This is a genomic window from Paraprevotella clara YIT 11840 (assembly GCF_000233955.1).
Taxonomy (GTDB): domain Bacteria; phylum Bacteroidota; class Bacteroidia; order Bacteroidales; family Bacteroidaceae; genus Paraprevotella; species Paraprevotella clara.
The window spans coordinates 54162-74603 of the sequence record NZ_JH376609.1 but is presented as its reverse complement, the minus strand read 5'-3'; the positions used below and the strand labels follow the sequence as shown (position 1 = coordinate 74603).

Below are 20442 nucleotides of genomic sequence, written 5' to 3'. Positions count from 1 at the left end.
GCAAGGGCGCATCGTATTCGTCGATGAGCACCACTACTTGACGACCTGTCTGTTCGTAGGCGCGGCGGATCAGGTTCGTAAGACGTATGTTGGCATCCGGGCTTTCCGTAAGGATGCCGTATTTATGCTCCATCTGTTCCAACTGTGAGGACAAATAACGTTCCAGTTGTTCCTTTTCCATGTGCTTGCCGAGGCTCATGTCGAAACGCAACACGGGGTATTCCGTCCATTCCGTTTCCAATAGCTCCATGGTCAAACCTTTGAACAAATCTTTCCACCCTTGGAAATAAGCTTCCAAGGTGCTGGTCAATAGGGATTTGCCAAAGCGGCGCGGGCGACTCAAAAAGATGTATTTCGAATCGGCATGCACCAAACGGTGGATATATTCCGTTTTGTCGATATACAGGAATGCCTTATTTCTTATTTCTGAGAATGTCTGTATTCCTATCGGATATAGTCTCCTTGTATACTGCATAGTCGAACCCTCATTTTTTGTATTTGGATAAGTACAAAGTTACTGAAAATGAAAAGTTATGCAAATGTTTTACCGGAAAAGTTTTCTTTATGTCCTATTGATGCAACCACACAGTCTGCAAATACCTGCGCCAGACGGCCAGATGTGTGGTCGCGTTGATTTCTTTACAGATTTCGATGCAAGTGGTGGCCAGTCGTTTTTTGGCACTGTCGATGTCCGTGGCCATAATGGCCAATACGTTCAGGGTTTCTTCCCCTATCTTGAGGCGGGGGAAGGCTTTTACTGCCGAATCCTTATCGGTCAGGACACGGTAGAGCGTGGGGGAGAAGTTCCGGAACGACTCAATGAGCTTTTCTTCCTGAGCATTACCGTCTTTCGCGCTTTTGCCGTTTCGGCTCGTTCCTTCTACCAAACGCTCGTTGGCCTTACCTGTGGTCAGGAAATATTGGCCCAAGAATATGTCCCAGTTGGCAAAGAGGATGTAACCGCCATGGAGCGTGTCGGGCATGATACCGATATGGCTGTAATAAGTGGTGGTCATAGATTCTTCCTCGCCCTTGCTGGGGCGGTAGGCTTGTTCCGTAATGTCCGTCTTTCGGATGATTTCCGTGAAATGTGCGTGTGGCAATACCGCTTCGTCTTTGCCGTCCTCAAATTCCACGCCCGAAGTAGGGGTGAGAAACGGACGGATGACGTGCTTGTCCCAATGATTTCTTACATAACCGGGATTGTCATGCTCGTAACGGACAAGGTTCAGGATAAGTTCGGCATCTTGGGCGCTCATACGGGCCATTCTTTGACTTAATGCTTCATGGCCTTTCCGGATGAGGTCTTTGCGAAGTTCGGCGAACGATGGCTTTACTGCCAGTGATTCTACTATTTCGTATAGCATCGGAAGCGTTTTTCCGTCATATCCGCAGCTTTCCAACATACCGATGAGCCAATCGACAGCCCTTGCTTTACGGGTACCGATGGTTTGACGGTCGCCTTCGGTATTGTGCAGACGTACGACTTGAAAGTTCCAGACGTTAGGAATGGAAACGGCGAAATGACGGTTTGAGTCAATGGCTTTCATGTTGAAAACCAGTCTCCGTTCTCTGTGGAAACGGGTCAAATATCCTTCGCGGCCTTTCAACGGGCCGTCCAAGACCTTGACAATCTCGTTCGGCTCGCCGGTTTTCGGGTTAAAAGCGTAATTATTATAAGGACGTTCCAGGACGATGACGTGTTCCGCATAATTTTCGTTGAAATCCTTGAAGAAACGCATCTGTCCTTCGGGTATGGTCAGGAAGCAAGCCTTACGTCCGGATGCCGTTCTGCGTTCATATAGGATAGTGCCATCCGGGTACTGCTTGTCGATGAAATCGACCAAAGCTTCTTGGGTAGAGAGGACAAATACATAACCGGCAAACAAGGGTGTCTGTGGCTTCCTGACTTTGTCTTCTAAATTTACTGTGGTATGAGTAGGGCAATATACCTCAAGGATATTATGAGTGTGTGACAGATGAGCCGAAAGCAAATCGGCCAGTTTCCTTTCCTGATGGGGAAGGGTGCGGACGACAAACCATTGGAAATCCACCTTATTTAGTTTGTCGTGACGATGCGGCTTCACGCTACGGTCTGTTTCCGTGTCGGTATGTTCCGGTATTGTCATTCTCGAACTTTGAAGTGCAATCCTTATTTTCCCCTCATGCCGGACGCATAAGAGTTATGGGATACCTTGTTTCAGGTGTAACGGTAGTATTCTGGAGGAACCTCAGCAACAAATACCTGCCGTTTTTATAGAAAGAGATGAACGAAGCGTGGTCTGCTTCATAAAATCTGTTTCCATATCCTTTGTTTTAGAATGGTTTATTCTCCCTTTTCAGGCGACCGCTTTTGTGCTGTTGCATAATATGAAGCGGCCACTTGGCGGCAAATCGTTTAAAATCAATACTGTTTTATAGTTTATCATCGTGATTTGTCTAACAAATGAGGGCTTGAATACATGTTTTTCAAAAAATATTTGCGTAAAGCGCTACGGATTCAGTTCTTTTTACTAACTTTGCCGCCAAGTGGCCGCTTCATATTATACAACCTCCATGGGAATCAAACTTTTTATGTCGGTTGGGTTTATTTTAATATCTTGTCAATCATCTTCTTGTTGGCTTTCGTTACGGCCATGGTGTCGATCGAAGAAAGGTAGATTTGCGTGGTTTTCAGGTTCTCGTGTCCCAAGCCCGTGCTTACAATCGAAAGGTCATAACCCATGTCTCGCATAGTGCTGGCCCAGGTGTGGCGGGCCACGTAGGTCGTAAGCGGAATACACAAGCCTGCCATCCGGCCTATTTTCTTTAGATTCCGATTGATGTTATGTTCTGCTTTTTCATATTGCCGACGCTCCGTGCCGTCGGTTCGAGTGATGATGGGCAACAGGTACGGGCTGCCAACCGTCAAATGGGCATATTCCTCGACGATAGCCTGCATGGAAGGTTCCCAACCGATGCTTAGACTTTGCCGCGTCTTTTTGCGATTGTATTGCAATACGCCGTTACGGATGTCGGACTTTCGTAGATAGGCAAGGTCTACGAATGCCATTCCTTGCAGGTAAATGCTCAGGATGAACATATCCCGGGCAAAGGCGAGGGGCGAGTGGCAGGGCAGGGGGAGGAGCCTGATGGTTCGGACAGACTCTAACGGGATGGCTCGTTTGGCGGTTTTGGCAAAGCCGGTGAACACGTGGCGGAAGATACCTTTATCCGTAGTCAGACCCATTTCAACAGCTTTGCGGTAAAGGGTACGGAGGCTGCGCAGGTAGCATGAGGATGAATTGCGCTTGAGTCCGCAACTTCTCAACCATGCCTCATATTGGGCAATCGTTTCCTTATCCAAAGCATCGGGTGCCATGTCTTCTCCTTGGCGGAACCGGATAAAGCTGTTCAATGCGTCACGATAAGTCTTGGCCGTTCCCTGCCGGCCTGTCTTTTCCTTTTTTGCGGCCATGTCGCGGATGAAACCGAACCATGTCTGGCAGGGCGGTAACCGCTTGTAGGCCGATACGATGTCTTCCGTGCTGTATTCCACCCTTGCTGTTTCCTTGTCCGTGATGATGGCCGTAAGTTGTTTGGTGTTCCACTGCACTTTGGAAGCCGTCAGTTGCAGGAAAGCCTGCCTTTCCGGCGTGCCGGTGATTCGGATAAAGGAGGTGGTATCATTCCATTCGTCCTGTCGTATATGGAAATCGGTATAAATCATTTTCACCACCCTGCGATGAATCACTTGGAAATACAAGGTCCCTTCTTGCCCTTGCGTGACGGAAGGGCGGAATTTCAATTTGAATGAGGCCATAATGAATTTTACTTTAAGAATGATAATAAGTTGTATAGTCATTTATGATATAACGGTGATGCCCGTATAATCCCGACCGTAAAGGTGTCATTCCTTATTGCATGTCCTTCTCCCGGAATTTTTGCAAAAAGAGCCTTCATCTTTCAGGTGCTATGGTAAGTCTTTCATTACGTATATGTTACGTCCTGAAGGATGTTTCAGGCATCTTTCAGCTTGACTTCATTTCGTTTGGCTGAGAACGGAAAAACGTTTGGCTGAGATTGAAAAATAGTTCGACTGAGATTGAAAAAACGTTTGGCTGAGAACTTTTTACCGCTCTCCGCCATGAAAGGGCACTGAAAGATGCCTGAAACATCCTTCAGGACGTAATGCGCTGTATGATAGTTGCTTGTTGTGTGCTCTGAAAGATGAAGGCTCTTTTTGCAAAAAACTGTGTGGGGGAGTTTACGGGGTATGCTGGCAGTCCGGCAGGAACATCTAAACTGTTACCTGATTTCTACTGTCCCTTAATCATTTTATTGTAGTTTCCTGTTTTCGTTTTTCCCTGTATGATGGTCAGGCTGTGTCATTCTAGTTTTATTTCATTTTCGGAATATTTTTCTTATTAGTAATTTTTTATTCGCTTTTTTTTCTTAAATTTGCGTTGATAGTAATATGTGTAACCTTTTAAATCGTGAAGTCATGAAAAAGTATCGTTTTTTTATATGGGGAATGGCTTTGTTTTTATTTGCTTGTGGAAATGAAAATACAAAAAATCCCATTGAAGAAGAAATACTGCCATTTCGCGCGGCTTATGAAATGTCGAGCCGGGACTCATCCTTTTTTTTACCTGTTTTTCAGCGTCTTGTTGGAGGGGAACTTATTTGCATCAACGAACCTGATGATTGGACAGATTTATGTCCGCCAGGTATGGGAGTAAGAGTGGGGGAATTAGATTTGGAACATTTCACATACGTGATAGGAATCGCTGAAATACCTTCTGCCGCTTACGTCGTAGAGGTTGATACGTTGATATGTAAAGCCGGAGGGTATGAGTATACCTTGCGATGCCTGTATTCCGGAGAAGATACTTTGTATCGACATGTAATTTGTAAAAAATATGATAAAATGTATAGCAATTCAGTATTCTCTTACTCCGTATTGTTGGAAGAGGGGTTGGGGTTAAAAGAGGATATTAGGATGGAGGGAAACTCTACTGTTTTAGGGTATGGGGAATGCAAGTTGGTGCGAACGCGTGATGAATTGCTGGACTATGTGGATGAAATAGAAATTTCCAAATACCCCGAATTGCAGGATTTTGATTTCTCTACCCAATCTATTATTCTTTGGCACGAATATGGGAGTGGTGAATTTTGTGGGGTGAAAACCCGCTTAGAGCCATTAAGTCGTACGGAATATGCCTATGAGGCCAAAATGTGTTTTTACGGACTTACAGAGGAAATAACGGATGTGTGTTATGCTTCAGTGTTGGATAAGGTACCCGAAAACGTGCGGGTCGGTATGGAGGTGGAGTCCGTTTATGAGGATTATTAAAAGAAGATATGAACTATAAAAAACAGATACAATGAGAAGATTAGTCTTATTCTTAGTGCAAATAGCTTTTATGGTTTCACTGGAAGCCCAGACTTTTTATTATTATAAAGGTGAAAGAATACCGATTTCTATAGATACGGTAAGATACACCATATTTTTTTCTTCTGATCATGTTTTACGCGAAACGGGTATCCTAAAATCGGAGGAAGGAATGTCAGGCAAGAACTTTTGTATTATAGGACAGAAACAGTTGGATGAAGTCGGGTTAAAAAGCGGGGCTACAGAGATTCTTTCTGTGGAGCCGGTAATAGCCCCATCCCAAACCCCTGTATCCAATCTGTTTTATGTAAAAATACAAACGGAAAAAGATACCGCTTTTTTGAAAGATTTTGCTGTAAAGAATGGTTGCAAGGTGGAACGTCAAGTGGCATTAATGCCTTCGTGGTATGTACTATCTACTTCAATCTGTTCTGCTGGCAATTCTATAGAAATGGCAAACAAATGTTTTGAGACAGGTAGGGTAGAGGAAGTGGATCCTGGATTTATTTTTAATTTTCAAACTTCAGGTGGGGATGATGAACCTATGTGGGGAAAACAATGGGGACTGGAAGCCATTAATGTGACAGAAGCTTGGGGCTTGACAAAAGGACATTTTACAACGGTGGTGGCTGTTCTTGATAAAGGAATAGAAGCCAGTCACATAGAGTTTCAAGAAAATCTACTTGATGGTTATGATGTGATTTCTGGTGGAAATGCTGTAGTCTATGGTGACCATGGTACACATGTAGCAGGGATTATAGCTGCAGGTATAAATGGGCAATTTGTTGCAGGGGTAGCACCAGATGCTAGGCTTATGCCTGTAAGTCATCCTTTGACGGCTACAGCTACAGCTTCAGAGGAATTGGCAAATGGATTGACTTGGGCCTGGCAGAATGGTGCTTCCGTGATAAATAATTCTTGGGGGGATCAGGGAGGTAGATTGCATGATCGCTTGAAGAGTGCTTTGTTAGAGGATGCCATAGAAGTTGCATTGACGCAAGGGCGTGACGGATTGGGGACGATTGTAACATTCGCAAGTGGGAATTATAATACGATTGATTATCCCGGCAGTTCTGATGAAAGGATCATTTGTGTAGGTTCTATTGGTGAAAATCACGAAAGGGCTTCGACGTCTGGTTATGGTGAGCGTTTGGATTTAGTTGCTCCGGGTGTTAATATATTGTCGACGGTTCTGAATAATACAGTAGGAAACAAAAGTGGGACTTCTATGGCTTGTCCACATGTTTCTGGGGTAGCGGCTCTGATGCTTTCTGTCAATCCGTTGTTGGATGTCGGATGTTTGAGTGCAATAATAGATTCTACTTGTCAAAAGTTGAATGGATATATTTATTCGGGGGGATATCCTCATGGGGCATGGAATGACGAAACTGGTTATGGCTTACTTGATGCTGGAAGCGCAGTGGCTGTAGCCGAGTCGTTATTACCTGAAATAGAGATAAGTCGAGTGGTTAGGGTTCCGGGTGTTGCCAAAGGGGTTATCACTTTAGATATTACGGGTGTTGGGGTTCCGGAGGGATGTGAAATAATATGGAGCATTCCTTATCATGAACTTAGCAATATAACCTCTTACACTTTTACGAAAGAATCACAAAACCGATATATTCTTGAAGTGGAGGATAGGGATATGCCTTACTTTGTTAAACCGTTTGACATAAATGCACGTATTAGTACGCCAAATTCGAGGATAATCCATAACATAAATGTAAACGTGCCATATACATTTTCAAATTCAAGATATGCGCTTGTTGAGAATGTTGTCGGTCATTCTTTAGCAATTACTGAGGTGGATAAGGATAATGAAACTGAAATTTTGATGTGCCCAACCCATAATGTAACGGTTAACGTATATTCATTGCAAAATAGGGTCTTGTCTAAAAACATAGATTTGTCCTTGGGAACTGCGGTAATCCCTGTTTCAGATTTGTCGGAGGGGTATTATATTCTGAGCATAGTGGAGAATGGTGTTGTTGTATTCAGTGATAAATTTATTATTAAGAGATAGAAGATAGCAATGCTTTGTTTCTTGGTTGATAGCCCCGGGGTTTTATACTAAAAACCTTGGGGTATTTTGTTGTTTATTAGGTATATGGGATTTCTGACAGATATAAGTTTTTAATATGGCTTGACTGTAGAAACTTTTGGTCGCAAATAAGGATAATGGCGAGAGGTGAGTTGTCGAGTGGACAGAGAGCAAGTGATTCGGACGGGGGCTAACGGGGCGGCGCGTTTGGCGGTTTGGGTAAAATCTATGAATACATGGCAGAAAGGTAGAATTTCAATTTGAATGATATCATTATGGATTTTTCAGGTAGTCTATAAAGGAAGTGGTAACTACCTATTTTTTTAAGGATAAGACACCGTGAATCAGTATAAAATTCGTATCTTTGTACCTTAAACGTATATAAGTATTAAGACTATGGCTGAAACGAAAAGAATCAAAACCGCATTGGTGTCGGTCTTTCATAAGGACGGGCTGGACGCTTTGTTGAAGAAGTTGCATGACGAAGGTGTGAAGTTCCTCTCTACGGGAGGTACGCAGAAGTTTATCGAGGAGTTGGGTTATCCTTGCCAGGCCGTGGAGGAAGTGACGACTTATCCTTCTATTTTAGGTGGGCGCGTGAAGACGTTGCATCCTAAAATTTTCGGCGGCATTCTCGGGCGTCGTGGGCTGGCTGAAGACCAGGCACAGATGCAACAATATGAAATACCTGAAATCGACCTGGTCATCGTAGACCTTTATCCGTTCGAGGATACCGTGGCGAGCGGTGCATGCGAGGCGGACATTATCGAAAAGATAGACATAGGCGGCATTTCGTTGATTCGTGCCGGTGCCAAGAACTTCAAGGATGTGGTGATCGTGCCGAGCAAGGCTGAATATGGGCCGCTGTTGGATTTGCTGAACCGGAAAGGGGCGCAGACCGATGTGGAAGACCGCCGCTGGTTTGCCACTCGTGCGTTCGGCGTGAGCAGCCATTACGATACGGCCATACATGCTTATTTCGAGAACGGAAAGTAAGGGATGGCGTTTGAAGGTAACGGATTTGGAAATATTAAAATGAAGTGAAGGGCTGATGGGATTCTTTTCTTTTACTCAGGAAATAGCAATGGACTTGGGGACGGCCAATACCATTATCACCAGCGACGGTAAGATTGTGGTGGACGAGCCTTCCGTGGTGGCATTAGACCGGCGTACGGACAAAATGATCGCCGTGGGAGAGAAGGCCAAGTTGATGTATGAAAAGACGCATGACAATATCCGCACGGTACGGCCTTTGCGCGAAGGAGTCATCGCTGACTTTTATGCCTGCGAACAGTTGATGCGCGGGCTCATCAAGATGGTGCATACGGGCAGCCGTCTGTTTTCTCCTTCCTTGCGCATGGTGATAGGTGTTCCTTCCGGTTCTACGGAAGTGGAGCTGCGTGCCGTACGGGATTCGGCGGAACATGCCGGGGGACGGGACGTGTATCTGATTTATGAACCGATGGCGGCCGCCATCGGCATAGGAATCGACGTGGAGGCTCCCCAAGGTAACATGATAGTGGACATCGGCGGAGGTTCCACCGAAATCGCCGTAATCTCCTTGGGCGGTATCGTGTCGAATAATTCCATCCGCATCGCGGGGGACGACCTTACGGCCGACATCCAGGAATACATGAGCCGCCAGCATAATGTGAGGGTGAGCGAGCGCATGGCCGAACGTATCAAGATTCACGTGGGAGCAGCGTTGACGGAATTGGGCGAGGACGCTCCGGAGGATTATATCGTGTACGGACCGAACCGTATTACGGCCCTGCCGATGGAGGTCCCGGTGTGTTATCAGGAGGTGGCGCACTGCATGGAGAAGAGTATCGCCCGTATCGAGACGGCTGTCTTGAGCGCGTTGGAGAATACGCCGCCGGAATTGTATGCCGACATCGTGCACAACGGTATTTACCTGACGGGTGGAGGAGCTTTGTTGCGTGGTTTGGACAAACGGTTGACCGACAAGATCAACATTCCGTTCCACATCGCCGAAGATCCGCTGCACAGTGTGGCCAAAGGCACCGGTATAGCATTGAAGAACGTGAACAACTTTTCTTTTTTGATGTAACCCGTGCAGGGCTTATTCGATTTTCTGAAGAAATATAGCTATTGGCTCCTTTTCATCCTGTTGGAAGGAGGTAGTCTTTTGTTGCTCTTTCGTTTCAATCTTTATCAGGGAAGTGTATGGTTCACTTCTGCCAATACCGTTTCCGGACGCGTGTTGGAGTGGGAGTCGGATTTCCTGTCCTATATCGCTTTGGGTGAACGGAATAAAGACCTGATGCGGAAGAATCTGGTGTTGGAGCAGCGGGTCAGGGCACTGACGGAGTTGTTGGACCGTGCGGAACACGATTCCACCTATACGGAAATGCGTCAGAGGGAACTGTTGGACGGTTTCGGCATGGTGCCTGCCGAGGTGGTAAGCAACAGTGTGAACAGGCATAATAATTACCTGACCATCAACAAAGGGGAGCTGGATGGCGTGAAACCCGAGATGGGAGTCGTATGCGGTACGGGCATTGTGGGGATAGTCTATCTGACTTCGCCCCATTATGCGATTGTCATGCCGCTGTTGAACAGCAAGTCGAATATCAGTTGTTGTTTGCGGGGAACCGATTATTTCGGTTATTTGCGTTGGGACGGCCGGCATCCTTTGTATGCCTCTTTGGGCGATATACCCCGCCATGCCCGCCTGAAAGAAGGCATGACGGTAGAGACCAGCGGTTTCTCTGCGGTTTTTCCGGCGGGGCTGTTTGTCGGCAAGGTGACGAAGGTGGAAAATTCGGAAGACGGGCTTTCTTATAAGTTACAGGTGAATTTGAGTACGGACTTTGCCCGGTTAAGGGACGTGTGTGTGCTTACGACGCCCAATCGGGTGGAGATAGACAGTTTGCAGCAAAAGATAGAATCAGAAAAATAAGGCCGATGTATGATGCAGAGTTTTTTCAGTAGATTGTTGTGGGCATTCATTTTGCTGGTTTTTCAGGGATTGGTATTCAACCATATCCACTTTTTCGGTTATGCTACTCCTGTCATATATGTGTATATCCTTTGTCTCCAACCGTTGAACACCTCGCGTTATGCGTGGCTGTTGTGGGGATTTGCAGTCGGGCTCGGAGCCGATTTCTTTTCCGAAACGCCGGGTCTGGGGGCTGCATCCATGACTTTGACGGCCTTGTGCGCTCCGCCACTTTTGCGGTTGTTTACGCCCAAAGACTGTCTGGAAGACATGGTGCCGGGCTACCGGACGTTGGGAGGATGGAATTACATTTGGTATGTGACGTTGCTTGTGCTGTTGCAGCAGGCGTCCGTGATGATGCTTGAAATCTTTTCTTTCTTCAGTGCTTTGGACATGCTTTATACTTACTTGGGCAGCAGCGCGCTTTCCATTGTACTGATATTGGTATTGGAGAGGATGCGCGGTAATAAATAGTTGGAAGTTTCGGACAGAAGGGATGGCTGATTATAATAGGGAAAAGCGTAAATATGTAATAGGGGCGGTGGCTACGGGCATCGTCCTCATTTATATTGTCCGGCTTTTCACATTGCAAATCATGAGTGATGATTACAAGAAGAATGCCGACTCCAATGCTTTCCTAAAGAAAATCCAATATCCTTCGCGGGGAGTCATCACCGACCGCAACGGGAAGTTGTTGGTCTACAACCAACCTTCGTATGACATCATGGTGGTCATGAACGAGCAGCAGGGGGTGGACACGTTGGATTTGTGTGCGAGCCTCGGAATAACCAAGGAATATTATATCAAGCGGATGGACGAAATCAAGGACCGGCACCGCAATCCCGGTTATTCGCGTTACACCCAGCAGCTTTTCATGAGCCAGTTGTCTTCCGAGGAGTTCTGTGTGTTTCAGGAAAAGCTGTTCCGTTTTCCCGGTTTTTATGTGCAGCGTCGCTCCATCCGTCAATACCAGTCCCCGTATGCCGCATTGGTCTTGGGGGACATCGGTGAGGTGTCGCCTGCGGATGTGGAGGAAGATGAGTATTATCAGAATGGTGATTTCATCGGCAAGCAAGGTGTGGAACGTGCCTACGAGAAGCAGTTGAGGGGCGAAAAGGGGATACAAATACTTTTGCGTGATGCCCGGGGGCGTATCAAAGGGCGATACATGGACGGAAAGCTGGATACCAAAACCGTGCCCGGCAAAAACCTGACTTTGGGACTCGATCTGGAATTGCAGGCGCTCGGCGAGCGTCTGATGGAAGGCAAGCTGGGCAGTATCGTGGCCATAGAACCTTCTACCGGCGAGGTGTTGTGCATGGTGTCTTCGCCTACTTACGATCCCCGTATGATGGTGGGCCGGCAGCGTGGAAAGAACCATTTGGCTTTGAGCCGTAATCCGCTGAAACCCTTGCTGAACCGTTCCATCATGGGGCAGTATCCTCCCGGCTCCACATTCAAGACCACGCAGGCGTTGACTTTCCTTCAGGAAGGCATCATCACTCCCGAGACGGCTTACCCTTGTTATCACGGGTTTATTTATCGCGGACTGAAAGTGGGATGCCACGGACATGCGGCACCGGCCAAGTTGGTTCCGGCCATAGGAACTTCCTGCAATGCTTATTTTTGTTGGGGACTCTATTACATGTTCGGCAACCGGACGAAATACAAGAATGTGCAGGAGGCCATGACGGTGTGGAAAGACTATATGGTGTCGATGGGGTTCGGGTATAAGCTCGGTATCGACCTGCCGGGAGAGAAACGGGGATTGATTCCGAATGCTCCTTTTTACGACAAGGCCTATCGCGGTTCATGGAACGGGTTGACCGTAATCAGTATTTCCATCGGACAGGGCGAAGTGAACGCCACACCTTTGCAAATCGCCAATCTCGGTGCGACAATAGCCAACAGGGGATACTTTATCACGCCGCACGTGGTGAAACAAATACAAGACGAGCAGATAGACACGCTTTACACCCGGCGGAGGTACACGAAGGTGGAAGCCCGGCATTACGAAACGGTGGTGCAGGGGATGCGGAGGGCCGTATTGGCCGGGACTTGCCGTAAAGCCAACATTCCCGGTATAGAAGTCTGCGGCAAGACGGGTACGGCACAGAACCGTGGACACGACCATTCCGTGTTTATGGGATTCGCCCCGATGAACGACCCTAAGATAGCCATTGCCGTGTATGTGGAGAACGGCGGTTGGGGGGCAGACTACGGTGTGCCTCTCGGGGCATTGATGATGGAACAGTATTTGAACGGCAAGCTCTCGCCCGAAAGCGAGAAATTGGCGGAGATGTATCAACAAAGACATATCGGTTATGGTACGGCGGATAGATGAAAAGGAAAAAGGCGTGTGGCGTTCATTGGATTGGTGGACCATCCTTATATATATGGCCTTGCTGGCGTTCGGTTGGATCAGCATTTGCGGAGCCAGCTACGATTTTGACATGGAGGGGAACATCTTTTCATTCGATTCCCGTTCGGGGATGCAGATTATCTGGATAGGCACTTCGTTGGCATTGGGCTTTATCCTTTTGATGCTCGACGGGAAGTTGTACGATACCTTTGCATACGTCATTTATGCCCTGTTGCTTGTCTTGCTGTTTGTCACACCTTTCTTGGCACGAGACATCAAGGGCTCCCATTCGTGGATAAAGATAGGACCTTTCAGTTTGCAGTCTGCCGAGTTTGCCAAATGTGCCACGGCATTGGCTTTGGCCAAATTCATGTCTGCTTACGGATATAATATTTCGCGGTGGAAAGACTTTTTGGTGACGTTGGCCATTATTGTCGTGCCTATCGTCCTGATTATTTTGCAGCGGGAGACCGGTTCGGCTTTGGTCTATCTGGCCTTTTTCCTGATGCTTTATCGGGAGGGGATGCCCGGTGCCGTGCTTTTTACCGGGGTGTCGGCTGTGGCTTACTTTGTGGTGGGCGTACGTTTCGAGCACGTCATGTTAGGGCATATCCCCACCAGCGCCGGAGAATTTCTGGTGTTGATGATGGTGATTCTTTTTACGATCGGTATGGTGCATGTCTATTGTGACAAGGTGTCGGTGGAACGGAATATCCTGTTTTATGGTGTGGGCATGATAGCATTGGCTCTTGGCTTTTCCGGCTTTGTCATTCCCTTCGACATCACCTGGATTTTGATTACGGTATGCGTGGCCATGATCTTGTATTTATGCTATGTGGCTTTGAGCGAGCGTGTCACGCGTTACTTTTATATTGCCTTGTTTGCCTTGGGTTCCATGGCTTTCTTTTATTCGGCCGATTACGTGCTGAACAGTGTGATGGAACCCCACCAAAGGGTACGTATCAACGTGCTTTTGGGCTTGGAGGACGATCCTTCGGGTGCCGGTTACAATGTCAATCAGGCCAAGATTGCCATCGGATCCGGAGGATTACGAGGAAAAGGCTTCCTGAACGGAACGCAAACCAAGCTGAAGTATGTGCCGGAACAGGATACCGATTTCATTTTCTGTACGGTCGGGGAAGAAGAAGGGTTCTGGGGTGCGGCCGGAGTATTGGTGTTGTTCCTGGTGCTCATTCTCCGCTTGATTCACTTGGCCGAGCGCCAACCCTTTGCCTTTGGGCGTATCTATGGCTATTGTGTGATGAGTGTTTTCCTGTTCCATGTGTTTATCAACGTGGGAATGGTGTTGGGACTTACGCCGGTTATCGGTATTCCGTTGCCGTTCTTCAGTTACGGAGGTTCATCCTTGTGGGGCTTCACCATCTTGTTGTTCGTATTCCTGCGTATAGATGCCGGACGCAATCTGGCCAAGAGGGATTAAGGCTTTAGCGGCTGATGAGGACTCCCACATCGTGTATGCCCGGAAGGACTTCCCGTTGCATGAGATGTATGATACGGACTTGTCCGGTTTGTCCGCGGTGCAATGTCATGGGAGGAAGCGGCACGTCGTATTGGTACATATAGATGCCTTTGCCCATACGATGGGTGACAGAATCCATCAACTGGCATTTCACCGTGTCACGATGCAGAGTGTCCGGATGAGAAAACTCCCGTTCCACTGCCAGCCAGATAACGGTGTACGGATATGAATCGGTCGAACGCAATCCCAATGCGAACTGATAGGTCGCTGCTGTCCGCACGGTGTCGATGTCGAATGTGAAGGTATCCCGGCTGTTCCATCCTTGTTCGGGAACGTGGCGGTATGAATGATAGATTACATGCTCATTGCAGCCCGTAAGCGACAAAAGGATACTTACGGCTGCAATGAACGTTGGAGTGCGAAGAATGGTCATGACTATTCCGTCTTTTCGGCCGGTGTGTTTGGGGCGGGCTTAACAGCTTTTTCCGAGCGATTGTCCCTGTCCCGTTTGCGTTTATCCTTGCCGGGGCGGTTCTCGCGGTTGCCGCCCTGTTCGCCTTTGTATTCTTTGTTGTCCCGTCCGCGGTTTCGGTTACGGCGGTCTTTGCCGGCATTCTCTTCCCGACGTTCCGCGCCTTGTGTCTCTTTGGAAGATTGTGAGCCGCGAGGATTACCGTTGTCTTTGCGTTTGCCTTTGTTTTTCCGTCTCTTGTCGAACCGTGTCAGGCTCTCCTGTTCAACGAGGTCAGCCGGTTTGGTCGGTTCTGCTGCTTCCCCGCTTTCCAAACGTTGAGGCTTCTCGCCCCGGCGGTTCATGTTGATGATTTCGAAGACTCTTGCGGTAGTGAGGGTGACTAAGTTGGCAGCCAAATGCTTGTCGGTGGAATAGGTGACTAATCCGGCCAGGATGTCGGCTTTGAAGAAATAATATTCGGCATCTTGGGTTTGCAAAGTGATTTCCTTGCTCGGCAAACGTTTTCCGGCTTCCACGTAAGTGTCCACCTCATAGTTCATGCAACATTTCAGTTTGGCACATTGTCCGGCCAGCTTCTGCGGGTTCAGGGAAATGTCCTGATAGCGGGCTGCTCCGGTGGAGACGGAAACGAAGTTCTTCATCCACGTGGCACAACACAATTCCCGTCCGCACGGGCCGATACCGCCGATGCGCCCGGCCTCCTGCCGTGCACCGATTTGTTTCATCTCGATACGTACGTGGAAAGTCTCGGCCAATACCTTGATGAGCTGGCGGAAGTCCACGCGCCCGTCCGCGATATAGTAGAAAATGGCTTTGTTCCCGTCGCCTTGGTATTCCACATCGCCGATTTTCATTTGCAGTCCCAATTCCTTGGCTATCTGGCGCGAACGTATCATGGTGTCGTGCTCACGGCTTTTGGCCTCTTCGTACTTTTCCATGTCAACCGGTTTGGCTTTGCGGTACACCCGTTTGATTTCCTGTTCCGATTTCAGGTTGGCCTTCTTGATTTGAAGGGGGACGAGGCGTCCGGTGAGGGTGACCACACCGATGTCGTGTCCCGGAGTGGCTTCCACGGCCACGATGTCGCCTTTTTCCAACGGCAGACGGTTGCTGTTGTGGTAATATCCCTTGCGCGTGTTCTTGAACTGCACCTCCACGAGGTCGGTGGCTTCTGCGTTACCCGGGATGTCTGCCAGGTAATCGTACGTATTCAGTTGTTTATTTTGTCGTCCGCAACCTTTGGCGCAAAGTCCCCGGCACGGCCCGTTCAGTTTGAATTTTTCCTCCATTCGTTGTCGGTTTTTGATATATATTATTGTATGAGCAGCACAATCATCTTCAGGGCAAAGTCGAAAAATACGATTCGTGGGTTGACATTTTGCTCGATGTCCCGTTGTGCGTCGCTCAGTTCGTCCATGATTTTGATGACGTTCCGCTCGTTGACGAAACGTGCGAAGTTTTTGGCGAAATCCCCTTCCTGTGCCGTCAGGTAGTTCAGTTCCGGCCTGCGGAAGTTATAGATGAAGTTTTCGCGCACCAACCGTTGGCAGTACGTCAGGAAGTTCTTTTGTCTTTCCCGCCCCATGCCGGCAATCTGTTCGCTCCATTTCCGCATATCCTTGATCTTGCGTTGGTAGCTCAACCGCATCAGCATGACGAACAGATCGAAAAAAAGCAGATTGTCCCGGCTGGCATCCAGGCTTTTCAGTGCTGCGGTGTAGCTGCCTCTGGCATTGCGTGCGAGAGCTTCCACGTCCTCCGTGGGATGGGTTTTGCGGAGGGCTTCCACCAAACTTTCGTGGTCGATGCCCTTTACCTCGATTTGTTGGGTACGGCTCAGGATGGTGGGCAGGATTTTCTCCGGCTCGTCGCTCACCAAAAGGAAATTCGTTTGTTCAGGCGGTTCTTCGATGAGTTTGAGCAACTTGTTGGCGCATTCCGCATTCATTTTCTCCGGCATCCAAACAATCATGGCCTTACGTCCGCCCAAGGTGGATTTAAGTGCCAGTTTCCGCTGTATCTGGGCGGCTTCGGCCGCATAGATGAGTGCTTGTTGGTTTTCAGCCTTCATGTCGCCCAACCAGTCGTTCAAGTCGAAATAAAGCCCGGCTTGCAGCCGTTTGCGCCATGCGTCTATATACACGTCGCATACGGAACTTTCCGCCGTCTTGTATTTGATGATGGGGAAGACGAAATGGAGGTCTGGGTGTACGAAATGCGTGAAAGTCCGGCATGACGGGCATTCTCCGCAGGCATCGTGCGTCCCCGGACGGTGGCATAGCAGGTATTGGGCATACGACACGGCTAAAGCCAGTTTTCCGCATCCCGAAGGTCCGCTCAGGAGCAAGGCATGCGGCACACGTCCGGCTTGCGCTTCCTGAAGGAGGCGTTCTTTGATGTCTGTTTGTCCTACAACCTGGCTGAACATGGCTTTAGTAGATTTGACGTGCGATTTCGCGGATACTGTCCACGGCCGAAACGGTATAGAAATGGATGCTCGGCACACCGTGACCGATCAGCTCGCGGCATTGTTCCACCGTCCACTCTATCCCTACTTGTTTGGCTTCTTCGTCCGTTTTGCATTTTCCTATTTCCAAAGCCAGAGCTTGGGGCAGGTCGCAATGGAACGTTTTAGGTACTACGTTGAGTTGCGACAGTTTGGCAAACGGCTTGATACCCGGGATGATGGGGATGGTGATGCCGGCCCGGCGTGCACGGTCCACGAAGTCGAAATACTTCGCATTGTCGTAGAACAACTGGGTGACGGCGTATGCGGCACCCATGTCGGCTTTCTGCTTGAGCACGGCCAAGTCGGCTTCCGGATTGGGTGCTTCCTCATGTTTTTCCGGGTAGCAGGCTACGCCGTATGAAAATGACGTGCCGGGAGACTTGATAGGTGAACCGTCGACAAAGAAACCTTCATTGAAACGGTTGATGTGCTCGATGAGTTCCGTGGCATGCGAATAACCGTCGCCCGTGGGACGGAAGGCCGGGTCTTCCTTGGCTTTGTCACCGCGCAGCACCAACAAGTCGCTGATGCCCAGGAATTGCAGGTCGAGCAACATGTACTCCGTATCCTCACGGGTATATCCGCTACATAGGATGTGGGGCACGACATGTATGTCGTAATGCCTTTGGATGGCTGCCGCTACGGCTATGGTGCCGGGACGGCGGCGGATGCGGAGGCGTTGCATGATGCCCCCCCCTAAGTCCTTGTACACATACTCGCTGCGGTGGTTGGTAATGTTGATATACGCTGGGTTGAACTCCCTGAGCGTATCTATGGTATGGAACAACCGGTCTATGCCTGCTCCTTTCAACGGAGGCAGTACTTCGAAAGAAAAAGCCGTTCCTTTATGGTTCTGAATCAAATCAATGACGTTCATCCTTTCTTCGTTTGTACAAAGATACGCAAAGAATCTTAATATGCAGGTAAAAAGAGGAAAGGAATGATATGTTTTTTTCAAAAGCCGATATGGATCCGGCGCATTCTCCAATTTTCGCGCTGCCCCATATCGGCTTGAAAGTTAACGGGCGGTTTGCACTTCTCCGTACAAGGTGTTCACGGTCGCACCTTTCTCGGCATCGAGTTTTCCGTACCGTCCTTGTTCTTTGACAAAAAGTTTGCGGGTACTTCCTTCATGGTAAAGGGAGTACCCGCAAAATACGTTTATAGAGATTCGTGCCCGAGGTTTTATTTCTTCACCTTGAAAATCACGAAGTTTTTACCTTGAACGGTAGTTTTGATGACGTTGCCTTCTACTGCTGCCCATCCGTCCTGCGGAATGATGGCGTTCGGATGATCCAATGTGTTGTCTAAGGTGTAGTCACTGCAATCCAAGGTAACGGTTGTGGCATTGCCTTCTATCTTCTTCAAGCCGTCGAACTTGATGTCCACGGTTTGCGCCTTGTCCGTCGTGTTGATGACCTTCACGATATATTCACCGGTGTTCTTGTCGAACACGGCACTGGTGAACAGGCCGTCCTCACCTTTGGGAGTGGGAGTGGCGAGCGTAGCCGGTACGACATTCGTACCCATGTTCTTGGCATACATCTGCTGTACGTAGTAGCTTACGGACTTCACGCTGCGGAGGTTGTCGAACCAAATCAGGTCGGGACGCCATTGCCAGCCTTCCACGTGGGCGAAAAGCGGAGCGTATGTAGCCATGTGCACGATGTCGGCGTTGCGTTCCAATGTGGTCATGAAAGCGGCTTCGTAGATAGAAGCGCCTGCGTGGTTCCATTTCATGCGGTTGCCGTGGTCGTGGCAGGCATATTCGCCAGCGAACACTTTCGGGCCGTTACGGTCGTAGTCGTCATAGCGGTTCATGCTGTTTTTGAACCAGTCTACCGGACGGTAGAAATGTTCGTCCACAAGGTCTACTTTCTGTTTCTTCATGTCTTCCCAACCGAGGTCGAACATTTTGCCTTCCGAGTCGGGACCGGACGAACCGATGATGAGGATTTCCGGATGGGCTTTGCGGACAGTCTCCACAAAGAATTTCAGGCGGTCGAAATAGAACTTATCCCACTGCTCGTTTCCGATGCCTAAGTATTTCATGTTAAACGGTTCCGGATGGCCCATATCGGCGCGCAACTTTCCCCATTTTGTGTCGGTCGAACCGTTGGCGAACTCGATCAGGTCGAGGGCATCGTCGATGTAAGGCTTCAAATCCTCGGCATTGCAGGCCGCGTGGGCTTTCTCATTGTCCCAATTCTGGTACTGGCAAGCCATACCTACATTCAATACGGGAAGCGGAGCCGCGCCGATTTCCTCGCTCAGCAGGAAGTATTCATAGAATCCCAGACCATAGCTTTGGAAATAGTCCGGATAGTAACGGTTGGTAAAGGTCGACTCCCAACGGTTCTTGTTGAGCGGTCGATTTTCCACCGGCCCCACGGTATGCTTCCACTGGTAGCGCGTTTCCAGATTGGAACCTTCTACGATACAGCCGCCGGGGAAACGGAACACGCCCGGACGCATGTCGTATAAAGCTTGTGCCAAATCCTTGCGCATGCCGTTCTCATGTCCCATCCAAGTGTCGACCGGGAAGAGAGATACATGTTCCAAGTCTACGGTACCCGTACCTGAGCGATGTTGCGGATTGGAAAGGAAGATGCGCAGGTTGGCCTTGGCGATGGTACGGTTGGATTTCATGACCATCGTGTATTTTTTCCATTCTTTCGAGTCGATAACCAAGTCCTGACTGACAAACTGCTGTGCGTCATCCATCGTGTTCTGGTCGATGAACTGGACCATCAGCGTCACCGGCTTGCCGTCCGGCACGCGTGCCCATACGGAGAAACGGTATTCCGCATCTTTCTTCAGACCGATGCCGAAGAAGCCTTCGTTCTGTATGCCCGTCCACATATCGCCATGTCCGGCGTAACCTAAACGGACGTAATGCGGATTCTTATCGAAGGGACCGTCGTTCTGCAACGTAACGTTGCCAAACATCTTCCAACCCATGTAATGGTCGGGGGCAAATTCAAAAGAACGGTTTTTGACGAGTTCGGCATACAAACCGCCGTCGGCTCCGAAGTTGATGTCTTCGAAGAACACACCGTACATGGTCGGCTGGATGTCGGCTCCGATTTTCTTAGTCTGTACGGTCACGGTATTGTCTTGTGCGCAAACCGTGTACGAAGTTGCCATGAGCGCTACACCTGCAAGCAGAGAGTTGATTTTCATGATACAATAGAGCGTTAGTTAAATTAATAAATGATTTATCGCTGCGAAAATACTTA

General features: G+C 48.7%; 16 protein-coding genes. 8 read left to right on the top strand and 8 right to left on the bottom strand.

Annotated elements, in window-relative coordinates; all coding sequences use genetic code 11:
* From HMPREF9441_RS11545 to HMPREF9441_RS11535, 3 genes are all read right to left on the bottom strand, one after another.
* Window positions 1-475, bottom strand: a 475-nt coding sequence (locus HMPREF9441_RS11545; RefSeq protein ID WP_008621317.1) for an AAA family ATPase, incomplete at its 3' end; no start/stop codon positions are given.
* 94 nt (window positions 476-569) lie between these two features.
* Window positions 570-2129 (bottom strand): transcription termination/antitermination NusG family protein, encoded by a 1560-nt coding sequence (locus tag HMPREF9441_RS11540; protein ID WP_008621316.1) that lies wholly within the window; start codon window positions 2127-2129, stop codon window positions 570-572.
* Window positions 2130-2587: 458 nt separating this feature from the next.
* On the bottom strand, window positions 2588-3802 hold the full coding sequence (locus HMPREF9441_RS11535) for a tyrosine-type recombinase/integrase (protein WP_244949744.1): 1215 nt from the start codon (window positions 3800-3802) through the stop codon (window positions 2588-2590).
* A gap of 681 nt (window positions 3803-4483) precedes the next feature.
* On the opposite strand from HMPREF9441_RS11535, the gene HMPREF9441_RS11530 reads away from it, so the two are divergent.
* From HMPREF9441_RS11530 to rodA, 8 genes are all read left to right on the top strand, one after another.
* On the top strand, window positions 4484-5335 hold the full coding sequence (locus HMPREF9441_RS11530) for a hypothetical protein (RefSeq protein ID WP_008621311.1): 852 nt from the start codon (window positions 4484-4486) through the stop codon (window positions 5333-5335).
* Window positions 5336-5366: 31 nt separating this feature from the next.
* Window positions 5367-7397 (top strand): S8 family serine peptidase, encoded by a 2031-nt coding sequence (locus HMPREF9441_RS11525; protein ID WP_008621310.1) that lies wholly within the window; start codon window positions 5367-5369, stop codon window positions 7395-7397.
* Between the two features lie 414 nt (window positions 7398-7811).
* Window positions 7812-8411, top strand: a complete 600-nt coding sequence (locus HMPREF9441_RS11520; RefSeq protein ID WP_008621309.1) for an MGS-like domain protein — start codon at window positions 7812-7814, stop codon at window positions 8409-8411.
* A gap of 55 nt (window positions 8412-8466) precedes the next feature.
* A complete protein-coding gene (locus HMPREF9441_RS11515; RefSeq protein ID WP_008621308.1) occupies window positions 8467-9486 on the top strand; it encodes a rod shape-determining protein in 1020 nt (339 codons plus the stop codon).
* A gap of 3 nt (window positions 9487-9489) precedes the next feature.
* Window positions 9490-10338 carry a rod shape-determining protein MreC gene (gene mreC, locus HMPREF9441_RS11510; protein WP_008621307.1) on the top strand — a complete coding sequence of 283 codons (849 nt, stop codon included), beginning with the start codon at window positions 9490-9492 and terminating at the stop codon, window positions 10336-10338.
* A 9-nt stretch (window positions 10339-10347) separates the two neighbouring features.
* Window positions 10348-10851 carry a hypothetical protein gene (locus HMPREF9441_RS11505; protein ID WP_008621306.1) on the top strand — a complete coding sequence of 168 codons (504 nt, stop codon included), beginning with the start codon at window positions 10348-10350 and terminating at the stop codon, window positions 10849-10851.
* Between the two features lie 22 nt (window positions 10852-10873).
* Window positions 10874-12721: a penicillin-binding protein 2 gene (gene mrdA / locus HMPREF9441_RS11500; RefSeq protein WP_008621305.1), complete on the top strand. Its 1848-nt coding sequence runs from the start codon at window positions 10874-10876 to the stop codon at window positions 12719-12721.
* Window positions 12702-14180, top strand: coding sequence for a rod shape-determining protein RodA (rodA, locus tag HMPREF9441_RS11495; protein WP_008621304.1), 1479 nt, complete (start codon window positions 12702-12704; stop codon window positions 14178-14180). The genes mrdA and rodA overlap by 20 nt, the downstream gene beginning before the upstream one ends.
* 4 nt (window positions 14181-14184) lie before the next feature.
* Here rodA and HMPREF9441_RS11490 read toward each other — a convergent pair whose 3' ends face one another.
* From HMPREF9441_RS11490 to HMPREF9441_RS11470, 5 genes are all read right to left on the bottom strand, one after another.
* Window positions 14185-14652, bottom strand: a complete 468-nt coding sequence (locus HMPREF9441_RS11490) for a gliding motility lipoprotein GldH (protein WP_008621301.1) — start codon at window positions 14650-14652, stop codon at window positions 14185-14187.
* A 2-nt stretch (window positions 14653-14654) separates the two neighbouring features.
* The gene (locus HMPREF9441_RS11485; RefSeq protein WP_008621300.1) at window positions 14655-15983 is read right to left on the bottom strand and encodes a PSP1 domain-containing protein; all 1329 of its coding nucleotides are present in this window, start codon (window positions 15981-15983) and stop codon (window positions 14655-14657) included.
* 23 nt (window positions 15984-16006) lie between these two features.
* Window positions 16007-17122 (bottom strand): DNA polymerase III subunit, encoded by a 1116-nt coding sequence (locus tag HMPREF9441_RS11480; RefSeq protein WP_008621299.1) that lies wholly within the window; start codon window positions 17120-17122, stop codon window positions 16007-16009.
* 4 nt (window positions 17123-17126) lie between these two features.
* On the bottom strand, window positions 17127-18080 hold the full coding sequence (gene metF / locus HMPREF9441_RS11475; protein ID WP_008621298.1) for a methylenetetrahydrofolate reductase [NAD(P)H]: 954 nt from the start codon (window positions 18078-18080) through the stop codon (window positions 17127-17129).
* 308 nt (window positions 18081-18388) lie between these two features.
* Window positions 18389-20386, bottom strand: a complete 1998-nt coding sequence (locus tag HMPREF9441_RS11470; protein ID WP_008621297.1) for an alpha-L-arabinofuranosidase C-terminal domain-containing protein — start codon at window positions 20384-20386, stop codon at window positions 18389-18391.
* Window positions 20387-20442: the final 56 nt, after the last annotated feature.

What these genes read in the sequence shown, in the direction of transcription:
- HMPREF9441_RS11540 (WP_008621316.1), bottom strand. Translation starts at nt 2,129, where the DNA reads ATGACAATACCGGAACATACCGACACGGAAACAGACCGTAGCGTGAAG.
- HMPREF9441_RS11535 (WP_244949744.1), bottom strand. Translation starts at nt 3,802, where the DNA reads ATGGCCTCATTCAAATTGAAATTCCGCCCTTCCGTCACGCAAGGGCAA.
- HMPREF9441_RS11530 (WP_008621311.1), top strand. Translation starts at nt 4,484, where the DNA reads ATGAAAAAGTATCGTTTTTTTATATGGGGAATGGCTTTGTTTTTATTT.
- HMPREF9441_RS11525 (WP_008621310.1), top strand. Translation starts at nt 5,367, where the DNA reads ATGAGAAGATTAGTCTTATTCTTAGTGCAAATAGCTTTTATGGTTTCA.
- HMPREF9441_RS11520 (WP_008621309.1), top strand. Translation starts at nt 7,812, where the DNA reads ATGGCTGAAACGAAAAGAATCAAAACCGCATTGGTGTCGGTCTTTCAT.
- HMPREF9441_RS11515 (WP_008621308.1), top strand. Translation starts at nt 8,467, where the DNA reads ATGGGATTCTTTTCTTTTACTCAGGAAATAGCAATGGACTTGGGGACG.
- HMPREF9441_RS11505 (WP_008621306.1), top strand. Translation starts at nt 10,348, where the DNA reads ATGATGCAGAGTTTTTTCAGTAGATTGTTGTGGGCATTCATTTTGCTG.
- mrdA (WP_008621305.1), top strand. Translation starts at nt 10,874, where the DNA reads ATGGCTGATTATAATAGGGAAAAGCGTAAATATGTAATAGGGGCGGTG.
- rodA (WP_008621304.1), top strand. Translation starts at nt 12,702, where the DNA reads ATGGTACGGCGGATAGATGAAAAGGAAAAAGGCGTGTGGCGTTCATTG.
- HMPREF9441_RS11490 (WP_008621301.1), bottom strand. Translation starts at nt 14,652, where the DNA reads ATGACCATTCTTCGCACTCCAACGTTCATTGCAGCCGTAAGTATCCTT.
- HMPREF9441_RS11485 (WP_008621300.1), bottom strand. Translation starts at nt 15,983, where the DNA reads ATGGAGGAAAAATTCAAACTGAACGGGCCGTGCCGGGGACTTTGCGCC.
- HMPREF9441_RS11480 (WP_008621299.1), bottom strand. Translation starts at nt 17,122, where the DNA reads ATGTTCAGCCAGGTTGTAGGACAAACAGACATCAAAGAACGCCTCCTT.
- metF (WP_008621298.1), bottom strand. Translation starts at nt 18,080, where the DNA reads ATGAACGTCATTGATTTGATTCAGAACCATAAAGGAACGGCTTTTTCT.
- HMPREF9441_RS11470 (WP_008621297.1), bottom strand. Translation starts at nt 20,386, where the DNA reads ATGAAAATCAACTCTCTGCTTGCAGGTGTAGCGCTCATGGCAACTTCG.